The following is a 19,037-nucleotide window of genomic DNA, read 5'->3' as shown; positions in this document are numbered from 1 at the left end:
CGTCAACCTTTCAGCCCGCGCCCCTCGGCCAGGGTGACGAAGTTCACCAGGTTGGCATCGCGCCAGTGCTTGGTCCGGCGCAGCTCGTTCTGCGCCTTGACCAGTAGGGTGGTGATCAGGGCCATCTCGGCGCCGGTCATGGGCGTGGCGTCGCGCAGGCGGTCGGTTGCCGTCTGCACCAGCCCCTGGTCCAGCAGGGTCATGCTTTCGCGCAAATCGGCGCCGACGGCCTGCGACAGCTCCGCCGCGCGCACGGCCTGGCCCAGCCGCTCGCGGCTGTCGCCCGCCTCGGTGCGGGAGAAGGCGGCGCGGTAGGCGTCCGTCAGATCCTCCACCAGCCGCTCGCGGAAGTCGCTGTAGCGGGTGCCCCAGTGCAGGCTGCGCGTCAGGGTGTTGCGCCAGCGCATGGTGTAGCCCAGCGCCCAGGCCAGCGCGGCATGGTCCAGCGCCATCCGGCCTTTGGCATGGGCCGTGACCGACACGCGCGTGGACAGGTAGGGGTACAGCGCGCCTTCCACCTTCTTGATCATGGTGTCCAGGGTGCTGTGGGCCAGGCTGGCCTCACGGCCATCGCGCAGCAGGTCGAATTCGTCGAACAGGGTCAACAGGTCGTCCAGGTAGACCAGCTCCCGCTCCAGCAACTCGCGCCGTTCTGAGGCGACGACCAGGGGACGGCGGGCCACCTCGCCGGCGCCGGCCAGGGCGCCCAGTTCGTCAGCCAGGACCTGGCAGGTGCGGGCCAGATGGCGCACCAGGGCCGACAGCAGCACCGGCTGCCAGTCGGGGGGGCCCTGCACCAGATAGCCGCTCATCTGCCGGTAGGCGCGGTGACGGTTCAGCAGCACCAGGGGCATCAGCAGGGTCAGCTGGCTGGCCTGGGGCGCGGGCACCCCCGGCGCCTGGAAGGACAGCACGGCCGCCGCCCCGTCGGCCCCGCCATTGTCGTCATTGCCGTTCAGGCCCATGACCAGGCGGGAATAGGGACCGCCGTTCTCCAGCAGCATGTACAGCAGCGACAGGTCGGCCAGCACCAGCGGGCGGGGCACCACCCCAAGGTTCTTGCGCGTCGCCTCCGTCCGGCGCCAGGCGTTCATCGCCTCCAGCAAATCCTTGGTGGCGGCCTTGTCCTGCAGGGTCTGTGACAGCCGCGCGGCGGCGGCCACGCGCAATTCCTCGCGCAGGGCCAGGGCCTTGGGCGTGCGCAGCACCACGAACAGCGGCTGTTCCTGGGCCAGGGCCGACAGGATCTCATCCACCGAGCGGCTCAGCGGCGCCAGCGGCTTGGCGGCCAGGGCGGACCACAGGCCGCCCACGTCCAGCGGGTGGATGCTGCCGGGACAGTGGAACTCTTCGCGAAGCAGCCAGGGGTCGCTGGTCAGGAAAGGTTCGAACAGCTGGGTGAACTGGCGCCGGGCGTGGGCCTGGCGCTGGGCGTTCAGCTTGTGGATCAGGGCGCGGCGCACCATGGTCCGGCTTTGGTCCGGGCTGGAGTCGACCTCTTCGAACAGTTTGCGCGCGGCCTCGGGGGACAGTCGGTCCACCAAGTCGGTCAGCGTGCGGGCACGATCCTCTTCCGCCGGTGTCATGCCCTGCCCCGAAGACCGCCGTGGCAAGCCGTGCTCAACCCCATGCTTCCAACCCCATAGCCCATGCGCCAACGGCATCCATTATGGCCTGCGGATATTTCCGGCAGGTAAACGAACATCCCCAAGGTAATACGCCCCCGTCCCTTGGCCGACAATTATCTTAAAGGTTTGAAATAGTGTTTATGCCTGCGGCATTGCGCGACGCGGCACCGTCCGGGCAGATTTGACCGCGGATAGGACGGGAGCAAGGCATGGCCGGCGCGGATACGGATTTCGACGCGATCATTGTGGGGGCGGGGGCCGTGGGTTTGGCCTGCGGCCGCGCCCTGGCCCTGCGCGGCCTGACCGTCGCGGTGCTGGAGGCGGAGGACGCCATCGGCCAAGGCGTGTCCTCCCGTAATTCCGAGGTGGCGCACGGCGGCCTCTACTATCCCACCGGATCCCTGCGGGCGCGGTTCTGCGTTGCCGGGCGGCGGATGCTGTACCCCTTCCTGGATGCCCACGGCGTCACCTACGACAAGTGTGGCAAGCTGGTGGTGGCGACGGAAGAGGCGGAGGTGCCCCGGCTGGAGGGCATCCTGAACCAGGCCCGGATCAACGACGTGGAAGGCATGCGCTGGTTGAGCGCGGCCGAGGTGCACGCGCTGGAGCCGGACCTGCGCGCCGTGGCCGCCCTGATCTCGCCCGAGAGCGGCATCTTCGACAGCCATGGCTACATGGTGGCGCTGCGGGGAGAGATCGAGGGGCGGGATGGCGCCGTGGTCACCGGCACGCCGGTGCTGGGTGCCACCCCCCTGGGGGGCGGCGGCTATGCCGTGCGCACCGGCGGGCGCGATCCCACCACCGTCACCACCCGTCTGCTGGTGACCGCGCCGGGCCTGTCGGCCCAGGATGTGGCGGCCCGTATCGAGGGCTTCCCGGCCGACCTGATCCCCCGGGCGCACTACGGCAAGGGTAGCTACTTCGCCCTCAATGGCCGGGCGCCGTTCAAGCGCTTGGTCTATCCACCCCCCATTCCCGGCGCCTTGGGCGTGCACTATCGCCGCGACCTGGGCGGGCAGGCGCGCTTCGGCCCCGACCTGGAATATGTCGAGGCGCCGGACTATCGCGTGGATCCCGGCCGTGCCGACGGCTTCTACCGCTACATCCGCCGGTTCTGGCCGGGCCTGCCCGACGGCGCCCTGGTGCCGGATTACGCCGGCGTGCGGCCCAAGATCCATGGGCCCGGCGAGGCGCAGCCCGACTTCCGCCTGGACGGGCAGCCGGCCCACGGCCTGCCGGGCCTGGTGGCCCTGTTCGGCATCGAAAGCCCGGGGCTGACCTCCTCGCTGGCCATCGGTGAGGCGGTGGCTGACCTGCTGGACGCATGAGTAAGGAAGACCGGACCGTCAGCGCACCCCGGGCGCGATTGTCTCCTGGGCGCGGTTGCCCATGAGCGCCAGACCGCCCAGCGCCAGCGCGGCGGCGATGCCGCTGGCGATGGCCAGGCCCAGGAAAGCGCTGAAGATGTCGCCGAAACGATGGGACAGGGTGGTGACCACGAAGGCGCTCAGGAACTGCCCAACGAAGAAGGACGCTTGCCACAGGCCGGTGGCCCGGCCGCGGATCTCGAACGCCAGGCCGCGCAGGGCCCAGGTCAGCAGGGTGGGCAGGATGAGGCCGCAGCCGAACTGGGCCAGCGCCACGGAGGCCAGCAGCCATCCATGGCCGGTCGCCAGCGCCATGCCGCTGAAGCCCGCGCCGCAGAGGGCGAAGGCCATCAGCAACAGCATGGCCACCGGCAGGCCGGACAGGCGTTGGAAGGCGATGGTGCCCACCGGCACCGCCAGGCTGGCCGCCGCCGTCATTCCGCCGATGGCGGCGGGGTCGGTGACGCCCCGGCCGGTGAGCGCCAGGGACAGGTCCACCTGCACGGTATAGAACAGCACGGCGGCGAAGGCGGTAATGGCGCAGATGCCGCCCAGGCGCGCCCAGGGCAGGGCCACGGTCCGGTGCGCCTCGGGATGGTGAAGGACGTCCTCGGTCTCCTCCGGCTCCCAGGTGAAGAAGCGGATGCCGGCCAGCAGCAGCAGGCTGCTGGCATAAACGGCGAAAGGGGCCCGCCAGCTGATGGCGCCCAGCGCGCCGCCGATGACGAACAGCGCCACGGCGGAGATGGAGGCGACGGCGGTCTGCAGCGCCAGCCATTTCTCCCGCTGGTGCCCCCTGAAGTAGTCGCCGATCAAGGTGGTGGTCAGGGTCATGACGGCTGCCTCCGTCACCCCCACCACCACGCGGCTGGCCAGGATGGCCCGGAAATCATCAAGGACCAGCGGGGCGACGCCACAGACGGCGTACAGCAGCATGGACAGCATCAGCAGCCGGCGGCGGCCAAAGCGGTCGGCCAGCCAACCGGCGGGCGCGGAGAACAGGGCCACGCACAGCGCCGGTGTCGTCAGGATCATGGGCACCCAGTAATCGGCCTGGGGCATGTCCTTGAAATGCGCCAGCATTTGCGGCAGCACCGGTGCTAGCACGACGACACCCATCACCGACATCGTGCTGGGCAGCAGCAGCGCCAGCCCCTGCGCCGGGCCGGCCGTCCGACTTTTGGAAGCCACGTCAAATACCCTCCCTGGGGACGGGCGCGGGCGCCGGTCCGTTATCCTCCTGGCATGTCCGGGGTGGGCTTTTCCCGCCGGCCTCCGAACCATGGCGCCCCTAAACTAGAAGGCGGGGACAGGGCGGTAAAATCGGGGTTTCCGATATCATGCATCGGCGGCACCGGCAGGTCGCTATCGGCGTACCAGGACGACGCCCAGGATCAGCAGCGCCGCGCCCAGCAGCCGGGCGACGCCGGCGGGGTGCGGGGTCACTCCCAAGGCGCCGATATGGTCGATGACCAGGCCGCACAGCATCTGCCCCACCACGATCAAGGCCAGGACGGTGGCGGCGCCCAAGCGCGGGATCATCAGGATGGCGGTGGCGATGAAGGCGGCGCCGAACAGGCCGCCGGCCCAGGCCGGCCCCGGTGTGGCGCCCAATGCCGCCGCCGTCGGCCGGGGCCCGGGCATCGTCAGCGCCAGCAGCAGCATGGCCGCCATCCCCACCAGATAGCTGGTGAAGCCCGCCCACCAGGGTGATCCCAGCGCCATGCGCAGATTGGCGTTCAGGACCTGCTGCACGGCCAGGCTGACACCGGCGGCGACCACCAGCAAGCACGAGAGCACGGTGGCGAGGGATGGGGCGAGGGATGGCATGGGGCGCGGCTTTCCAAAAGGGTGAAGGTGGCACCACCGATAACGGTGCGCCGCGCCGCGCTATAGAACGGGTGTGACCTCAGCCGGCGCGATAGCGTCCCGGCGTGACACCGAAGGTGCCGCGGAAACAGCGGCCCAGGTGGCTCTGGTCGGCGAAGCCCGTGTCGGCCGCCACGGCAGCGATGGCTTCACCCTGGCGCAGCAGGGCGCGGGCGGCGTTCAGCCGGTCCAGCAGGCGGAACCGCTGCGGCGCCATACCGTGCAACCGCTTGAAGCGGCGGGAATAGCCCTCACGGCTCAGGCCCGCCAGCGCCGCCGCCCGGGTCACGGTTTCCCAACCGGCGTCAATGTCGGCCGGCGGCCGCGGGGTGCCCGGCGGCAGGTAGAGGTTGGTGCACACCACGCCCGCCGGGCTGGGCAGGGAAAGGTGGGGCACGCCGGCGGGGATGCGCACGGCCTGGCCCGCCGCCACCTCGACCGGGACGCCGGCGACGACGAAGCGGCGCACGCCGAGGAGGACCATGGTCACCTGGTCCTCCTCATGGAAATGGACGGGCAGGGCCACGTCGCGCCCGCGCACCGTTCCCACTTCAACGGCCGCGCCGTCCCCAGGACGCCAGTAGCGCCAGGGCGCGTCGGGGGTTCCGGGGACGGGGGACGGATGCATGGCGGCGGCCTGGTGGGTAGCGGGCCACCAATGGTAGCGCCAATCGCAGGGATCGAAACTGCTGTTTTGGTGACCGGGTAGCCTGGCGGCTGGCGCCCCCACAGCCGGGTGAATCACCCTTTATCTTGTTGCGTCATCTTTATTCCACCCAATACCTGGACAGAATCCGTTGAATCTTCTACCCCTAGGGACAGTATTCCATTCCCTAGGGCGAGAGGAGCGGCACGGTGGGTTTCAAGGGGGCGATTGGGGTGGCGCGGCGTGTTCTGGGCCGGCTGGGGACTGTCGTCGCGGCGCTGGGGGCGGTGGCCGTCGGCTTGGGGGCGGTCCACCCGGCGCAGGCGGGCTATGCCTCCCTGGTGGTCGACGGCGGCACGGGAGAGGTGCTGAACGCCGTGAACCCGGATGAGCAGAACCATCCGGCGTCGCTGACCAAGATGATGACGCTCTACCTCACCTTCGAGGCCATCCACCAGGGGCGCCTGCACTGGGAGGATGAGTTGCCGGTGTCGCGCAACGCCGCCAACAAGGAACCGACCAAGCTGGGGCTGGAGGTCGGGCAGACGGTCAGCGTCAAGGACTGCGTCCTGGGCATGATCGTCATTTCCGCCAATGACGGCGCCACCGTGGTGGGCGAAGCCCTGGCCGGCGGCAGCGAACAGGTGTTCGCCCGCATGATGACGGACAAGGCCCACCAGCTGGGCATGACCAACACCGTGTTCCGCAACGCCTCGGGCCTGCCCGATCGCGAGCAGGTGACGACGGCGCGTGACATGTCGCGCCTCGCCATGGCGCTGCATCGCGATTTCCCGCAGGACTATCACTACTTCGCCACGCGTGAGTTTGATTTCGAGGGACGCCACCTGACCGGCCATAACCGCCTCATGTACCGCTACCCCGGCATGGACGGCATGAAGACCGGCTTCACCAACGCCTCCGGTTCCAATCTGGTGTCCTCGGCCGTGCATGACGGGCGCCGCCTGTTTGGCGTGGTGTTCGGCGGCAGCAGCGCCAAGACCCGCGACACGCTGATGGCGACCCTGCTGGACAACGCCTTCGCCAACCGCGACACCGACCCCAAGCTGGTGGCGCTGGCCGCCGGCCGCCCCCTGACCCGGGTGGCCCGCGCCCGTGGCACGGGCCGCGTCGCCCATGCCGGCCGGGCCCGCACCGTGCACGTGGCCGTGGCACCGGTGCAGCGGCGCGGCCACGCCGCCGCCGCGCACCAGCGCGTGGCCTCGGGTCACGCCGGCAGGCATGTGACGGCCCATGCCCATGCCAGGACGGTGAAGGTGGCGGGCAAGGCCGCCAAGGGCAAGGTGGCCGGCAAGACGCACGGGCACCACCACAAGGTCGCCGCAGATTGATCTGAAAAGAAGATCGATATCAACAGAACAATCTGTTGGATGGTTTTGTGTGAAATGGCGATGTTTGGGGGGCGCGATCCAGTGGGGTCGCGCCCCTTTCGTATCAAGGCACCGCCATTATGGTCCACACCGCCCACACCGCCGCCGCATCCGCTGTCCGCTGGCCCGCGCTGTCCTCAGCCACCCGCCTGGTTCCGGGCCTGGTCTACTGCCTCATCCCGGCCGCGGCCGGCCTTGCCCTGCACCGGGTGCCGGCCCTGGGACTGTTCAGCCCCATGATCCTGGCCGTGGTGGTGGGCATCGCGCTGCGCAGCGCGGTGGGCCTGCCCAGGGTGACGCAGGCCGGGGTGACCTTCGTGCTGAAGCGCCTGTTGCGCATCGCCGTGGCCCTTCTGGGCCTGCAGTTGACGGCGGCCCAGGTGGCGGCGGTGGGGCCCACGGGCGTCGCCATCATCGCCCTCAGCCTGGTGGCCACCTTCGTCTTCACCAAGACGGTGGGCCGCTGGCTGGGCGTACCGGCGCCGCTGGCGGAACTGATCGCCGCCGGTACCTCGATCTGTGGCGCGTCGGCTGTGGTCGCGGCCAACACCGTCACCCAGGCGGATGACGAGGACGCGGCCTACGCCGTCGCCTGCGTCACCGTCTTCGGCAGCATCGCCATGCTGAGCTACCCGGCCCTGGGTGCCGCCCTGCACCTGGCGCCCCGCGCCGTGGGCCTGTGGGCCGGCGCCTCCATCCATGAGATCGCCCAGGTGGTGGCCGCCGCCTTCCAGTCGGGCCAGCAGGCCGGTGAGTTCGGCACGGTGGCCAAGCTGACCCGCGTGGCCATGCTGGCCCCCCTGGTCCTGTCGCTGGGCGCCCTGCGCCGCCGGCGGGAAGGCACGGGTGGCAAGCCCATGCCCATGCCGTGGTTCATCCTGGGCTTCGTGGCCCTGGTCGCCCTGAACAGCCTGCACGCCGTTCCCGCCGTGGTGAAGGACTGGGCCCCCGGCGTCACCACCAGCCTGCTGACCTTGGCCCTGGCCGCCATGGGCCTGCACACACACGTCGGCCGCATGGCCGCCAAGGGCTTCGCCCCCCTGGCCCTGGGCGCCCTGGCCAGCCTGTTCATCGCAGGATTGAGCCTGGTGCTGATCGTCACGGTATGGGCGTGAAGCGATCCTCGCCCCTCTGACGACGGGCCCGCCGGCGCTGTTGGCGGGCCCCTATTCGTACCGCAGCGCCAGCACCGGGCGGGCGCGGGCGATCAGGATGGTCTGGCCGGCCACGGTGGCGGCGGCGATGGCCAGGGCCAGGGCGGTGGGGCCCAGGAAGGTCCAGGGGCCGATGTCCACGTGATAGGCGAAGCCGGCCAGCCAGCGGTGCAGGAACAGGTAGGCCGGCAGCCAGGCCAGCGCGCTGGCCAGCAGCACCGGCTTGGCGAACTGCCACAACAGCAGGCGCAGGATGTCGGCCAGCGAGGCACCGTAGACCTTGCGCACCCCGATCTCCTTGGTCCGCCGCTCCGCCGTCACGGCCGACAGGCCGTAGATGCCGGCGCAGGCCATGCCCAGGTTGATCAGGCTGAAGAAGGTGATCATCTGGGTCTCATGCCGGATCAGGCTGGTCAGCGAGTTCAGGTGATCATCGAAGAAATAGCGGTCGCTGGGCGACAGCTCCCCCATGCGGCGCCACAGGGCGTCGATGGCGGCCAGCGTCCGGGTGCGGTCGCCCGGCGACAGCTTCACGTACATCAGCTCGTACCCGCCGGGATCGCTGACGAAAAAGGTGGGGGCGATCTTGTCCTGCAGCGACCCCATGGGGAAGTCGGGCACCACCGCCGCCACCTGCACGTCGCCGTCCACGCCCGGCAGGTGCAGCGCCTGGCCGATGGCGTCCTCCGGCATGTCGTTGCCCAAGGCCCGCGCGGCCGTTTCGTTGATCACCACCTTGTGGCGCACGGTGCTGGGGCGTTTGGGGTCCGGCAGCTGCCCGGCGAGGGCCGGCAGGTGGAACACGGGCAGGAAGCCGGGGTCGGCCGCCACGCGGTTCAGGCGGACGGCGTGGCCATCGTTCAGCGTGGCCGTCACCAGCGGGCGGCTGCGCTCCAGGCTTTCCATGCCGGTGCAGCCCACGCCCTTCACCCCGTCGATGTGTTGCAGGCCGATGCGGATGGATTCCGGGCAGTTGGCGTCCAGGATCAGGATGTCGGCGGTGTCATAGGAGACGCGGTCGCGGGTCAGCAGCTGCTGCTGGCGATAGGTGACGGACGCCCCCACCAGCAGCATGACCAGCAGCATGAACTGCCCCATCATCAGGATCTGCCGCACCCGGGCCGTGCGGTCCACCACCGGGGCCGCCGTTCCCGGGCCGTTGCCCTTCAGGATGGCCACCGGCCGGTGCGCCGCCAGCACCAGGGCGGGGTAGAACCCCGCCAGCAGCGTGACGCCCGCGCCCAGGCCGGCGACGATGGCTCCGACCTCGGGCGAGGCGGCGTCCAGCGACAGCCGCGCGTCCAGGAAGCGGTTGACCTGGGGGATGGCCAGTTCGGTCAGCGACAGGGCGATGACCATGGCGATGCCCACCAGGATCAGCGTTTCCAGCATGAACTGGATCACCAGGTCGCGCCGCCGCGCGCCGCCCATCTTGCGCACCCCCACCTCCACGGCGCGGCGGGTGGCCCGCGCCGTGGCCATGTTGATGAAGTTGATGCAGGGGATCAGCAGGGTCAGCAGGGCGATGCCGCCGATCATGTACATGCGGTTCAGCCGGTCGGGGTTCAGGCCGGCGTGTAGCTGCAGACCGGTCATGGGCACCAGCTGCGGCGATTGCCCGCCGGGGTGTCCTGCCCCCCAGTGCCGGGCCGCCAGCCCATCCAGGGTCGCTTGCGCCGCCGCCGGGTCGGCGCCGTCGCGCAATCGGACATAGGTGTAGACGTCGCCCGTCGTCCGCGCCGCCGCCTGGTCGTCATCCGCCCGTGGCCCGTCGACACGGGACTGGGGCGCGCTGAAGGGCGAATAAGGCGAGGCGGAGGACGCCAGGATCATCACCTCCCGCATATGGCTGCGGAACGGCAGGTCCTTCAGCACGGCGCGCACGCGCAGCGTCGTGCGTTCGTCCAGCTCGATGCGCTTCCCCAGGGGGGATTCCGGCCCGAACAGCTTGCGCGCCATGGTCTGCGTCAGGGCCACGGCGCCCGGGTCGGCCAGGCTTTCCTTCAGGTCGCCTTCCACCGCCGGCAGGCGCATGATGTCGGCGAAGGAGGGATCGACCCAGGTGACGAACTCGCGGAAGGCCGCGCTTCCGCGCCGGATCTTGCGGGCGTCGTCCAGCAGGCGGGCGGCCGCCTCCACCTCCGGCGCCTCCGCCACCAGCGTGGCGGCCAGATCGGGCGGGGTGCGCCAGCGCACCAGGGGGCCCGGATCCTGGACCTCATCCACTGGCGCCAGGACGCTGTCCACCAGGTACAGCTGGGCATGGTCGGGCAGGAAGGTGTCGTAGGCCATCTGGTCGCGGATCAGCAAGGCCATCAACAGGCTGGCCGTCAGCCCGACCACCAGCCCGGCCAGGCTGATGACGATGTCGGCCTTCACCTGCCGCAAGGACCGCATGGCCTGGCTTGCCGCGATGTACAGCATGGTCGCTTCCCTGTTCCCCACCCCGTTTGCGGGGCCGCCGCGCCCGCAAGCAAAGGGCGGACCACCGCTTAAGCCATTGGAATCACTCAATACAAAGGCCTCGGGGCGCTGTCCGGAACCGCGCCTTGTCCGTTTCCGGACAGCCTGGTTGCCCGCTTCCGGACAATGATGCCGCGTACCCTTCGCCTGCGCTACAGTGGCGGCGACGCCGCCGCTTCCGGCGGCACCCTGACGGCGGGCCCAACCCTTGACCCTGGAACAGTTGCGCATCTTCGTGGCGGTGGCGGAACGCCAGCACGTGACCCAGGCGGCACGCGCCCTGAACCTGGCACAGTCGGCGGCCAGCGCCGCCGTCGCGGCGCTGGAGGATCGCTACCAGACGGCCCTGTTCAACCGCGTGGGCCGCGGCATCACCCTGACGGAGGCCGGCCGCCTGTTCCTGGCGGAGGCCAAGGCCGTGCTGGCCCGGGCCGACATGGCCGAACGGGCGCTGGCCGAACTGTCGGGCCTGCAGCGCGGGCAGTTACGGGTGCAGGCCAGCCAGACCATCGCCAGCTATTGGCTGCCGCGCCACCTGGTGGCCTTCCGCGACCGGCACCCGGGTGTGGACCTGGACCTCACCATCGGCAACACGGCGCAGGTGGCGGCCGCCGTGCTGGACGGCACGGCCGACCTGGGCTTCGTCGAGGGGGCGGTGGACAGCCCTGACCTGTCCGCCCACCAGGTGGCGCTGGACCAGCTGGTGGTGGTGGTCGCCCCCCATCATCCCTGGGCCTTCCGCGAGACGGTGGCGCCGGCCGACCTGCACGAGACGCCCTGGATCATGCGGGAACAGGGCTCGGGCACCCGCTCCGCCTTCCTGGCGGCCCTGGCGGACTTGGGCGTGGATACCGCCCGGTTGCGCATCGCGCTGGAGCTGCCTTCGAACGAGGCGGTGCGGGCGGCGGTGGAGGCGGGCGGCGGCGCGGCGGCGCTGTCGGCCTCCGTCGCCAGCGGCAGCATCGAGGTGGGGCTGCTGCATCCCGTGCCCTTGGCCCTGGCCCCGCGCGCCTTCACTTTGGTGCGTCATGCCGATCGCGGGCTAAGCCGCGCGGCTAGCGCCTTTCTAGACGAAATGGGCCGCCGGGATTTGGCTTAAGCGATAGAAGCCGCCGGTTGAAACCCCGTTCCCTCAAGTGAACTTCTTTTGACTGTCCTGGCCGGGTCTTGACCTGGCGCAGGGCCTGTTCGATTGAAGGCAGACAAGGATAAGCGCGCCTTTTGGTTTGCCAGGGCGGCCGGCGCGCGGTTGAGGAGGAAACCTGTGATCATATCGCCGCAACGGTCCGCATCGGGGTCCGCATCGGGCGGAGGCCAGGGCTATAAGAGCATCTGCACAATTTATGGGCGATGAACGGCGGGCGGATGCCTGCGCATTGGGCGCCCATGCTTTTGCGTCCTTGGCGGAACGCATATTTCCTGGGCAGTTCCTAGGCTAGGCCGAGTTGGCGTGGCTCTTGCTCAACCAATCAGTCGGGCCTACCGATGGGGAAGGGGTTTATGGCGAAAGCAGACGGTCCATTCAATGAAATGGGCATGTCGGATGAGGTGCGCGGCCCGTATGCGGACATCGAACGATGGCTGCGCGAAATGCCGTCCGACAAACTGGAACTGAAGCGCCGCGAGGCGGAGACGCTGTTCCGGCGTGTGGGCATCACCTTCGCGGTGTACACGGAAGGTGGGGATCCGGAACGGTTGATCCCCTTCGACATCATTCCCCGCGTGCTGGCGCGGGCCGAATGGGACAGGCTGTCGCTGGGCCTGCACCAGCGGGTGAAGGCGCTGAACGCCTTCCTGGCCGATGTCTACGGCGAACGCCACATCCTGCGCGCGGGCAAGGTGCCGGAACGCATGGTGCTGGGGAACGAAAGCTTCCGACCCGAGATGCAGGGCTTCCTGCCCCCGGCCGGCGCTTACACCCATGTGGCCGGCATCGACATCGTCCGACTGGATGCGGACAATTTCTATGTGCTGGAAGACAATTGCCGCACGCCGTCCGGTGTCTCCTACATGCTGGAAAACCGCGAGGCCATGCTGCGCCTGTTACCCGACCTCTGCGGCATGCACAAGCTGGCGCCCGTCTCCCACTACCCGGAAGACCTGCTGGACACGCTGAAGTCGGTGGCGCCGCCCGCCTGCCGCGATGCCCCCACCGTGGCGGTGCTGACGCCCGGGTCCTACAACAGCGCCTATTACGAACACTCGTTCCTGGCCGATGAGATGGGCGTGGAACTGGTGGAGGGCGGCGACCTGTTCGTGGACGAGGGCTTCGTCTACATGCGCACCACCCAAGGGCCGAAGCGGGTGGACGTGCTGTACCGCCGCATCGACGACGATTACCTGGACCCGCTGACCTTCCGTCCCGACAGCGCCCTGGGCGTGCCTGGCCTGTTCGCGGCCTACCGCGCCGGCCGGGTCACCCTGGCCAACGCCGTCGGCACCGGCATCGCGGACGACAAGGCAATCTATCCTTTCGTCCCCGAAATGATCCGCTTCTATCTTGGAGAAGAACCCATCCTGTTGAACGTCCCCACCTATCTCTGCGAACGGGACGACGACCGCAAATACGTGCTGGAGCACCTGCACGAACTGGTGGTGAAGGAGACGCGCGGGTCCGGCGGCTACGGCATGCTGATCGGGCCGCAATCCACCGCCGCCGACCGGGCGGTGTTCGCCGACCGCATCAAGGCGCGGCCGGCCGACTACATCGCCCAGCCGACGCTGGCGCTGTCCACCTGCCCGACCTTCGTGGAGCAGGGCATCGCCCCCCGCCATGTCGACCTGCGGCCTTTCGTGCTGAACGGGCGGGAGATCCGGGTGGTGCCCGGCGGGCTCACCCGCGTGGCCCTGCGCGAGGGCTCCCTGGTGGTGAATTCCAGCCAGGGCGGCGGCACCAAAGACACCTGGGTACTGGAGCGCTGACCAATGCTGAGCCGTACCGCAGACGGACTGTTCTGGCTGGCCCGCTATATGGAGCGGGCGGCCAGCGTCGCGCGCCTGGTGCAGGTGGGCAACCGCATGTCCAACATGTCGCTGTCCCTGGACAATCCGGGCAACGAGTGGCGCTCCACCCTGGTGGCCACCGGGACGGAGCCAGGCTACCTCGCCAAGCATGGGGAGATCGTGCCCTCCCTGGTGCTGGACTATCTGGTGCTGGACCCGGAGAACCCGTCCAGCATCGTGTCCTGCATCGAGACAGCCCGGCGCAACGGCCGCGCCGTGCGCACCGCCCTGACAGTGGAAACGTGGGAGGCGCTGAACGAGACCTGGCAGCAGACCCGGGCCTTGAAGGCCGACCGCCTGGCGGCGGACAGCCTGCCCGGCCTGATGGATTGGGTGGCGCAGCGCTCCCTGCTGTTCTGCGGCACCTATGCCAATACCATGCTGCGCAACGACGGCTACCTGTTCACCCATCTGGGCACGCTGCTGGAACGGGCGGACAACACCGCCCGCATCCTGGACGTCAAGTATCACGTCCTGCTGCCGGACCATGAGGGCGTGGGCGGGGTGCTGGATTATTATCAGTGGCAAAGCATCCTGCGGGCCGTCTCCGCCCTGCGCAGCTATCACTGGGTCTATCATGACCGCCTGAAGCCCTGGCTGATCGCCGAGCTGCTGATCCTGCGGCCGGAAATGCCCCGGTCCCTGGTGGCCTGCCTGGCCCATGTGGTGGACCTGCTGGAGGCCCTGGCCGTGCGCTATGGCGGCCAGCGGGGCGAGTGCCACCGCCTGGCGGGCGAGATCCATGCCCGGCTGCGCTACGGACGGGTGGAGGACATCTTCCAGTTCGGCCTGCACGAATACGTGACGCAGTTCATCGACGACATGCTGCGCCTGGGCCAGGAGATCAGCGGCTTCTACCTCAACGTCCGCTGAGCCGACGCGGTGGGATCCGGCCCCGGTTGCGGCCGGATCCATTCGTTGCGTTTCCGGGCCGTCGCCAATACTTAACGTGCGCACCCCCTGGTGACAGCCGCCGGTTTCGCGGTATGACGGGGCATGGGGATAGGCGCCCTGTTCGTCGGGGTGCCTATCCCCCACCTGAGGAAGAAAGCCGCCCGTCAAGGATGGCGTCCCGCATGTCGAGGCCTGAAGATGACCTATTGCGTCGCCCTGTTCCTGAAGGCTGGGCTGGTGATGCTCTCCGACACCCGCACCAACGCGGGGGTCGACAACATCTCCACCTTCTGCAAGATGCACCGGTTCGAAACCCCGGGTGAGCGCTGCATGGTCCTGCTGACGGCGGGCAACCTGTCCATCAGCCAGTCGGTGGTGAACCGCCTGCACGAAGGCGTTTCCATCGGCGATGCCGATCCGGAAACGTTGGCCACCGTCCCGTCCATGTTCCGCGCCGCCCAGCTGGTGGGGGCCGCCATCCGCGACGTCTACAACAGCGACGGCCTGGCCATGAAGGCGCAGGGCGTGGGCTTCGACGCGTCGTTCCTGCTGGGGGGACAGATCCGGGGCCGGGGCATGCGCCTGTTCCAGATTTATTCGCCCGGCAACTTCATCGAGGCGACGCCCGAAACGCCCTACCTGCAGATCGGGGAGCACAAGTACGGCAAGCCCATCCTGGATCGTGTCGTCTCTTACGACACGCCGGTGCAGGACGGGGTGAAGCTGGTGCTGGTTTCCATGGACAGCACCCTGCGCAGCAACCTGTCTGTCGGCATGCCCATCGACCTTGCGGTCTACCATCGCGACGATATGCAGCTGCGCATCCACCGCCGCATCACCGAGACCGACAGCTATTTCCAGCATGTGCGCGACCATTGGTCCAACGCCCTGCGCCAAAGCTACGGCACGCTGCCTACGGCGGACGAATGGTGGGCGGGTGAGCGCCAGGTGTAAGGCGCCGCCGGCTTGGTATTACCCTTCGTTCCTCTTCAGTAGCGGCTTCAGCACGGCGGCCACCGCGGCCAGGCTGGCGGGCAAGGCCGCCGCCAGGGCGGCGATTTCGGGCCGGCACTCGTCCGCCTTGCCGGCGCGCGCGCAGGTCTGGATGCGGGTGGCCGTTGCCTGCATCTGGCGCAACCCGATATCGCCCGCCGTGGCGATAAGGGTATGGGCGGCCCTGGCCATGGCGTCGGTGTCGCTGGTGTTCGCCAGGGCCTCCAGCGCCGCCACCCGCGCTTCGCATTCGTTCACCGATGACATGACCAGGTCGGCCAGGGTGTCGGTGTCCAACAGCTCCGCCAGCTGGCGCAGCGGGGCCGGGTCCAGCACGGGCGGACCGGCCACCGGTGCCGACGGAACCGATACCGGGGAAACCGATACCGGGGCCGATACCGGGACCTGTACTGAGGTTGAAGCGGCGGGGGTGGCGGGAACGGCTGCTTCCACACTGTCCTCGATCGGCCCGCCGGCCGCGACCCAGCGCGCCACAGTGGTGGCCAGGGTGGGTAGGGCGAAGGGTTTGGCGATGTAGTCGTCCATGCCGGCGGCCAGATATTCCTCGCGCATGCCGGCCATGGCGTTGGCCGTCATGGCGATGACGGGGGTGCGCGGCCGGCCCGTTCCTTCCTGAATGTCGCGGATGCGCTGGGTGGCCTGCACGCCGTCCATCTCCGGCATCTGGATGTCCATCAGCACGGCGTGGAAGGTTTCGCGCTCGTAAAGATCCAGGGCTGTACGGGCGTCGCCGGCCAGGGTGACACGATAGCCCAGCTTCTCCAGCATGGTCCGGGCGACCGTCTGATTGATGGAGTTGTCGTCCACCACCAGCAGCCGGGCGCCGTTGCCGGCGGGCAGGCCGGGCCGGATGGGCTTGGGCGGTCGGCTGGGGCGCAGGGGCGAGGCCGATGGCGATCCCTGTATCGGGGGCAGGGCCTGCGCCTTGGGCATATCCTTGGCGCGCGCCGCCGGCAGGCGCACGGTGAAGGCGAAGGTGCTGCCCTGGTTCAGCGTGCTGTCCAGGGTGATGGCGCCGCCCATGAGCGCCACCAGCCGCTGGGAAATGGCCAAGCCCAGACCCGACCCGCCGAAGCGGCGGGAGATCGAGGTGTCCGCCTGTCCGAACTTGCGGAACAACTGCGCCTGGGCTGGCGCGCTGATGCCGATGCCGGTGTCGCGCACGGCGAAGTGCAGCGGCACCAGGCCGTCCTTGGCGATGCCCACCTCCACCTCCAGCGTGACCGATCCCCTCTCTGTGAACTTCACGGCGTTGCCCACCAGGTTCAGCAGGACCTGGCGTAGGCGGAACGGGTCGCCCCGATAATGGCCGGGGGCCGCCCCCACCACCATCGTTTCCAGCCGGATGCCCTTGTCGCGGGCGCGTGGTTCCAGGATGGCCAGCACGCCGGCGGTGACGTCGGCCAGGGCGAAGGGCACCTCCTCCAGCTCCACCCGCCCCGCTTCCAGCTTCGAGATGTCCAGGATGTCGTTGATGATGGACAGCAGGGCCTCGGCGCTGTCGCGGATGATGGCGGCGTAGGTCGCCTGGTCGGCGGTCAGCGGGCTTTCCAGCAACAGCTGCACCATGCCCATGACGCCGTTCATGGGCGTGCGGATCTCATGGCTCATGTTGGCCAGGAAGTCCGACTTGGCGGCGTTGGCCGCCTCGGCGGCGCGGCGGGCTGCGTCCAGCTCCTCCGCCAGGGTGCGCAGTTCGCGCGCCTGCGCCGCCAGGCGGTCCCGCGCGTCGATCAGGTCGCTGACCTGCCGCCGCTGCAGCGTCATGTCCATATAGCTGACGACGAAGCCGCCGCCCGGCATGGGGATGGCCCGCGCCTCCAGCGTGCTGCCATCGGCCCGTGTGAGCTCATAGGTCATGGGCTCCGGCGAGCGCACCCCCGCCAGCGGGTCGGCGGCGCCATCCTTCAGCAGGAGCTCGACCTCCCCCAGGGGCAGGCCGGGCGGGCAATCCCCCGCCTTCAGCCCCATCAGGTCCAGGAAATGGCGATTGCGGATGGACAGGCGCAGCTGGGCGTCGAAGGCGACGATGCCCTGGTCGATGGATTCCAGGATGGTGGTCAGCAGCCTGTCGCGTTCCTGCAGGTGCTGGCGCGCCTCCACCAGGGGCGTGATATTGCGCCCCACTCCGCGAAAACCGCGAAAGCGGCCGTTGGGCGCGTAATAGGGCCGGCCGGAGATTTCCACGTGCCGGATCTGGCCGTTTGGGCCCGGGACGGAATAGGTGAAGTCGCGGAAGGGGGTGCGTGTGTTGAGGAAACCCTCGTAGACCACCCAGTGGGCGGCGTCGGCATTGGTCGACAGCTCCCGCCGGGTGCGGCCCAGCAACTGGGTCATGTCGATGCCCACGAACTGCACCCCGTCGGAGATGTAGGTCAGGCGGTGGGTCTCGTCCGTTTCCCAGTACCAGTCGGTCGACACCTCCGTCAGGTCGCGGAAACGCTCCTCCCGCGCCACCAGTTCCTGCTCCTGCCGGGCGACGGCGTCAGCCATGGCGTTGAAGGCCTGGGCCACGGCCTCCAGTTCCGGCCCGCTGCCGGGGCTGTCGATGTGGATGGCGCGGTCGCCGGCAGCGATGCGCTGCGCCGCGTCGCCCAGGGCGCGCAGCCAGCGCAGGACCGACAGCTCCAACCCCGCCACACCCACGGCGAAGGCCAGCAGGGTGACGGCCAGAACCACCACCAGGTTGCGGCGGAAATCGATGTTGGCGGCGGCCAGCACATCGGCCTTGGACAGGCCGACGGCCACGCGGGCACCAGTATCCCCCACGCTGGCGATGCCGAACAGCCGGCCCACGCCATGCAAATCGACCGTGTCGGCGTTGCCGTCCGGCGTGGCCAGCATGGCGCCGATCAAGGGCGAGCGAGGTTCGCCATCCCCCACCTCGGCACCGGCCTCCGGATAGCGCGCCAGAATATGACCATGGCGGTCCACCGCCAGGAACACGGCGTGCCGCGTCTCCACCAACTGCCGGCCCATGTCCTCCAGCCATTGCAGGCTGATGGCGGTGCTGGCCACCCGGGCGACGCCGCCCTTGGGGGTGGCCTGCATCTGCGCCACCACCATCACCGGTTGGCCCGAGGTGCGGCCGATCAGGAAATCGCTGATGGTCGGCTGGCCGGTCTTGATCAGGGTCTGGAAATAGTCGCGGTCGCCAAAGCTCTGGAAGGGTGGCGCGGAGGAGGAACAGAAGGCCTGGCCATCCGGTCCCATCAGATTGACGTTGGTGATCCAGGGATGGGCCGCCTTTATCAGCCGCGCGTCCTGCACACACTCCTCCAGCGGCAGGCGCGCGCTTTCGCTGATCAGCGTGTCCGCGATATGCCGGGCCTGGGCGATCAGCATCGCCTGCTGCCCGGCCACCGCGTGCGCCAGGCCCAGTGCCTGGGCCTGGGCGCCGGCGATGGCCTCCGACCGCCGGGCGCCGTAGTCGGCGATGGACAGGGCCGTGAGGGGTGCCACCACCACCAGCAGCAGGATTTGCAGCCGGGCGCGCAGGCCTTTGCCGTGCAGCTTCAGGTAGTGGGCTGGCAAGCCGTTGTGCCTTTCCGGCTAAACGTCAGGGTCGCGCCATCATAGCGAAAGCCACCGGGAAATACAGGCACAGCCGC

Annotated in this window: 13 protein-coding genes; 7 read left to right on the top strand and 6 right to left on the bottom strand. The window is 69.2% G+C overall.

Going from position 1 to position 19,037, the window contains the following annotated elements; translation table 11 throughout:
* Window positions 1-2: 2 nt before the first annotated feature.
* Complete coding sequence (locus Y958_RS27600; protein ID WP_088875038.1) at window positions 3-1,586, bottom strand: hypothetical protein; 1,584 nt, start codon at window positions 1,584-1,586, stop codon at window positions 3-5.
* 251 nt (window positions 1,587-1,837) lie between these two features.
* Here Y958_RS27600 and Y958_RS27595 point away from each other — a divergent pair, with 251 nt between their 5' ends.
* Window positions 1,838-2,956 carry an NAD(P)/FAD-dependent oxidoreductase gene (locus tag Y958_RS27595; protein WP_040848994.1) on the top strand — a complete coding sequence of 373 codons (1,119 nt, stop codon included), beginning with the start codon at window positions 1,838-1,840 and terminating at the stop codon, window positions 2,954-2,956.
* An 18-nt stretch (window positions 2,957-2,974) separates the two neighbouring features.
* On the opposite strand, the gene Y958_RS27590 is transcribed toward Y958_RS27595, so the two are convergent.
* From Y958_RS27590 to Y958_RS27580, 3 genes are all read right to left on the bottom strand, one after another.
* Entirely contained in the window at window positions 2,975-4,186 is a 1,212-nt protein-coding gene (locus Y958_RS27590) for an MFS transporter (RefSeq protein ID WP_186291533.1), read from the bottom strand.
* Between the two features lie 174 nt (window positions 4,187-4,360).
* The gene (locus tag Y958_RS27585) at window positions 4,361-4,825 is read right to left on the bottom strand and encodes a DMT family transporter (protein ID WP_088875036.1); all 465 of its coding nucleotides are present in this window, start codon (window positions 4,823-4,825) and stop codon (window positions 4,361-4,363) included.
* Between the two features lie 79 nt (window positions 4,826-4,904).
* A complete protein-coding gene (locus tag Y958_RS27580) occupies window positions 4,905-5,492 on the bottom strand; it encodes an AraC family transcriptional regulator (RefSeq protein ID WP_088875035.1) in 588 nt (195 codons plus the stop codon).
* Between the two features lie 251 nt (window positions 5,493-5,743).
* On the opposite strand from Y958_RS27580, the gene Y958_RS27575 reads away from it, so the two are divergent.
* Both Y958_RS27575 and Y958_RS27570 read left to right on the top strand, forming a co-directional pair.
* Window positions 5,744-6,859, top strand: a complete 1,116-nt coding sequence (locus Y958_RS27575; protein WP_211098739.1) for a D-alanyl-D-alanine carboxypeptidase family protein — start codon at window positions 5,744-5,746, stop codon at window positions 6,857-6,859.
* A 119-nt stretch (window positions 6,860-6,978) separates the two neighbouring features.
* A complete protein-coding gene (locus Y958_RS27570; protein WP_088875034.1) occupies window positions 6,979-8,013 on the top strand; it encodes a YeiH family protein in 1,035 nt (344 codons plus the stop codon).
* Between the two features lie 51 nt (window positions 8,014-8,064).
* Here Y958_RS27570 and Y958_RS27565 read toward each other — a convergent pair whose 3' ends face one another.
* Window positions 8,065-10,476, bottom strand: a complete 2,412-nt coding sequence (locus Y958_RS27565; RefSeq protein ID WP_186291532.1) for an ABC transporter permease — start codon at window positions 10,474-10,476, stop codon at window positions 8,065-8,067.
* A 247-nt stretch (window positions 10,477-10,723) separates the two neighbouring features.
* Between Y958_RS27565 and Y958_RS27560 the strand changes: the two genes are divergently transcribed.
* The 4 genes from Y958_RS27560 to Y958_RS27545 all read left to right on the top strand — a co-directional run bounded on the left by Y958_RS27560 (window position 10,724) and on the right by Y958_RS27545 (window position 15,366).
* Complete coding sequence (locus Y958_RS27560) at window positions 10,724-11,614, top strand: LysR family transcriptional regulator (protein WP_088875032.1); 891 nt, start codon at window positions 10,724-10,726, stop codon at window positions 11,612-11,614.
* Window positions 11,615-12,015: 401 nt separating this feature from the next.
* The gene (locus Y958_RS27555; RefSeq protein ID WP_040846310.1) at window positions 12,016-13,437 is read left to right on the top strand and encodes a circularly permuted type 2 ATP-grasp protein; all 1,422 of its coding nucleotides are present in this window, start codon (window positions 12,016-12,018) and stop codon (window positions 13,435-13,437) included.
* 3 nt (window positions 13,438-13,440) lie between these two features.
* Complete coding sequence (locus Y958_RS27550; RefSeq protein WP_040846308.1) at window positions 13,441-14,391, top strand: alpha-E domain-containing protein; 951 nt, start codon at window positions 13,441-13,443, stop codon at window positions 14,389-14,391.
* Window positions 14,392-14,610: 219 nt separating this feature from the next.
* On the top strand, window positions 14,611-15,366 hold the full coding sequence (locus tag Y958_RS27545; RefSeq protein WP_088875031.1) for a proteasome-type protease: 756 nt from the start codon (window positions 14,611-14,613) through the stop codon (window positions 15,364-15,366).
* An 18-nt stretch (window positions 15,367-15,384) separates the two neighbouring features.
* On the opposite strand, the gene Y958_RS27540 is transcribed toward Y958_RS27545, so the two are convergent.
* Window positions 15,385-18,960, bottom strand: coding sequence for a response regulator (locus Y958_RS27540; protein ID WP_088875030.1), 3,576 nt, complete (start codon window positions 18,958-18,960; stop codon window positions 15,385-15,387).
* Window positions 18,961-19,037: the final 77 nt, after the last annotated feature.

Origin of the sequence: Nitrospirillum viridazoti CBAmc (genome assembly GCF_000730165.1) — a bacterium.
GTDB lineage: Bacteria > Pseudomonadota > Alphaproteobacteria > Azospirillales > Azospirillaceae > Nitrospirillum > Nitrospirillum viridazoti.
The sequence above is the reverse complement of the archived record's forward strand: the minus strand, read 5'-3'. Positions and strand labels throughout refer to the sequence as shown.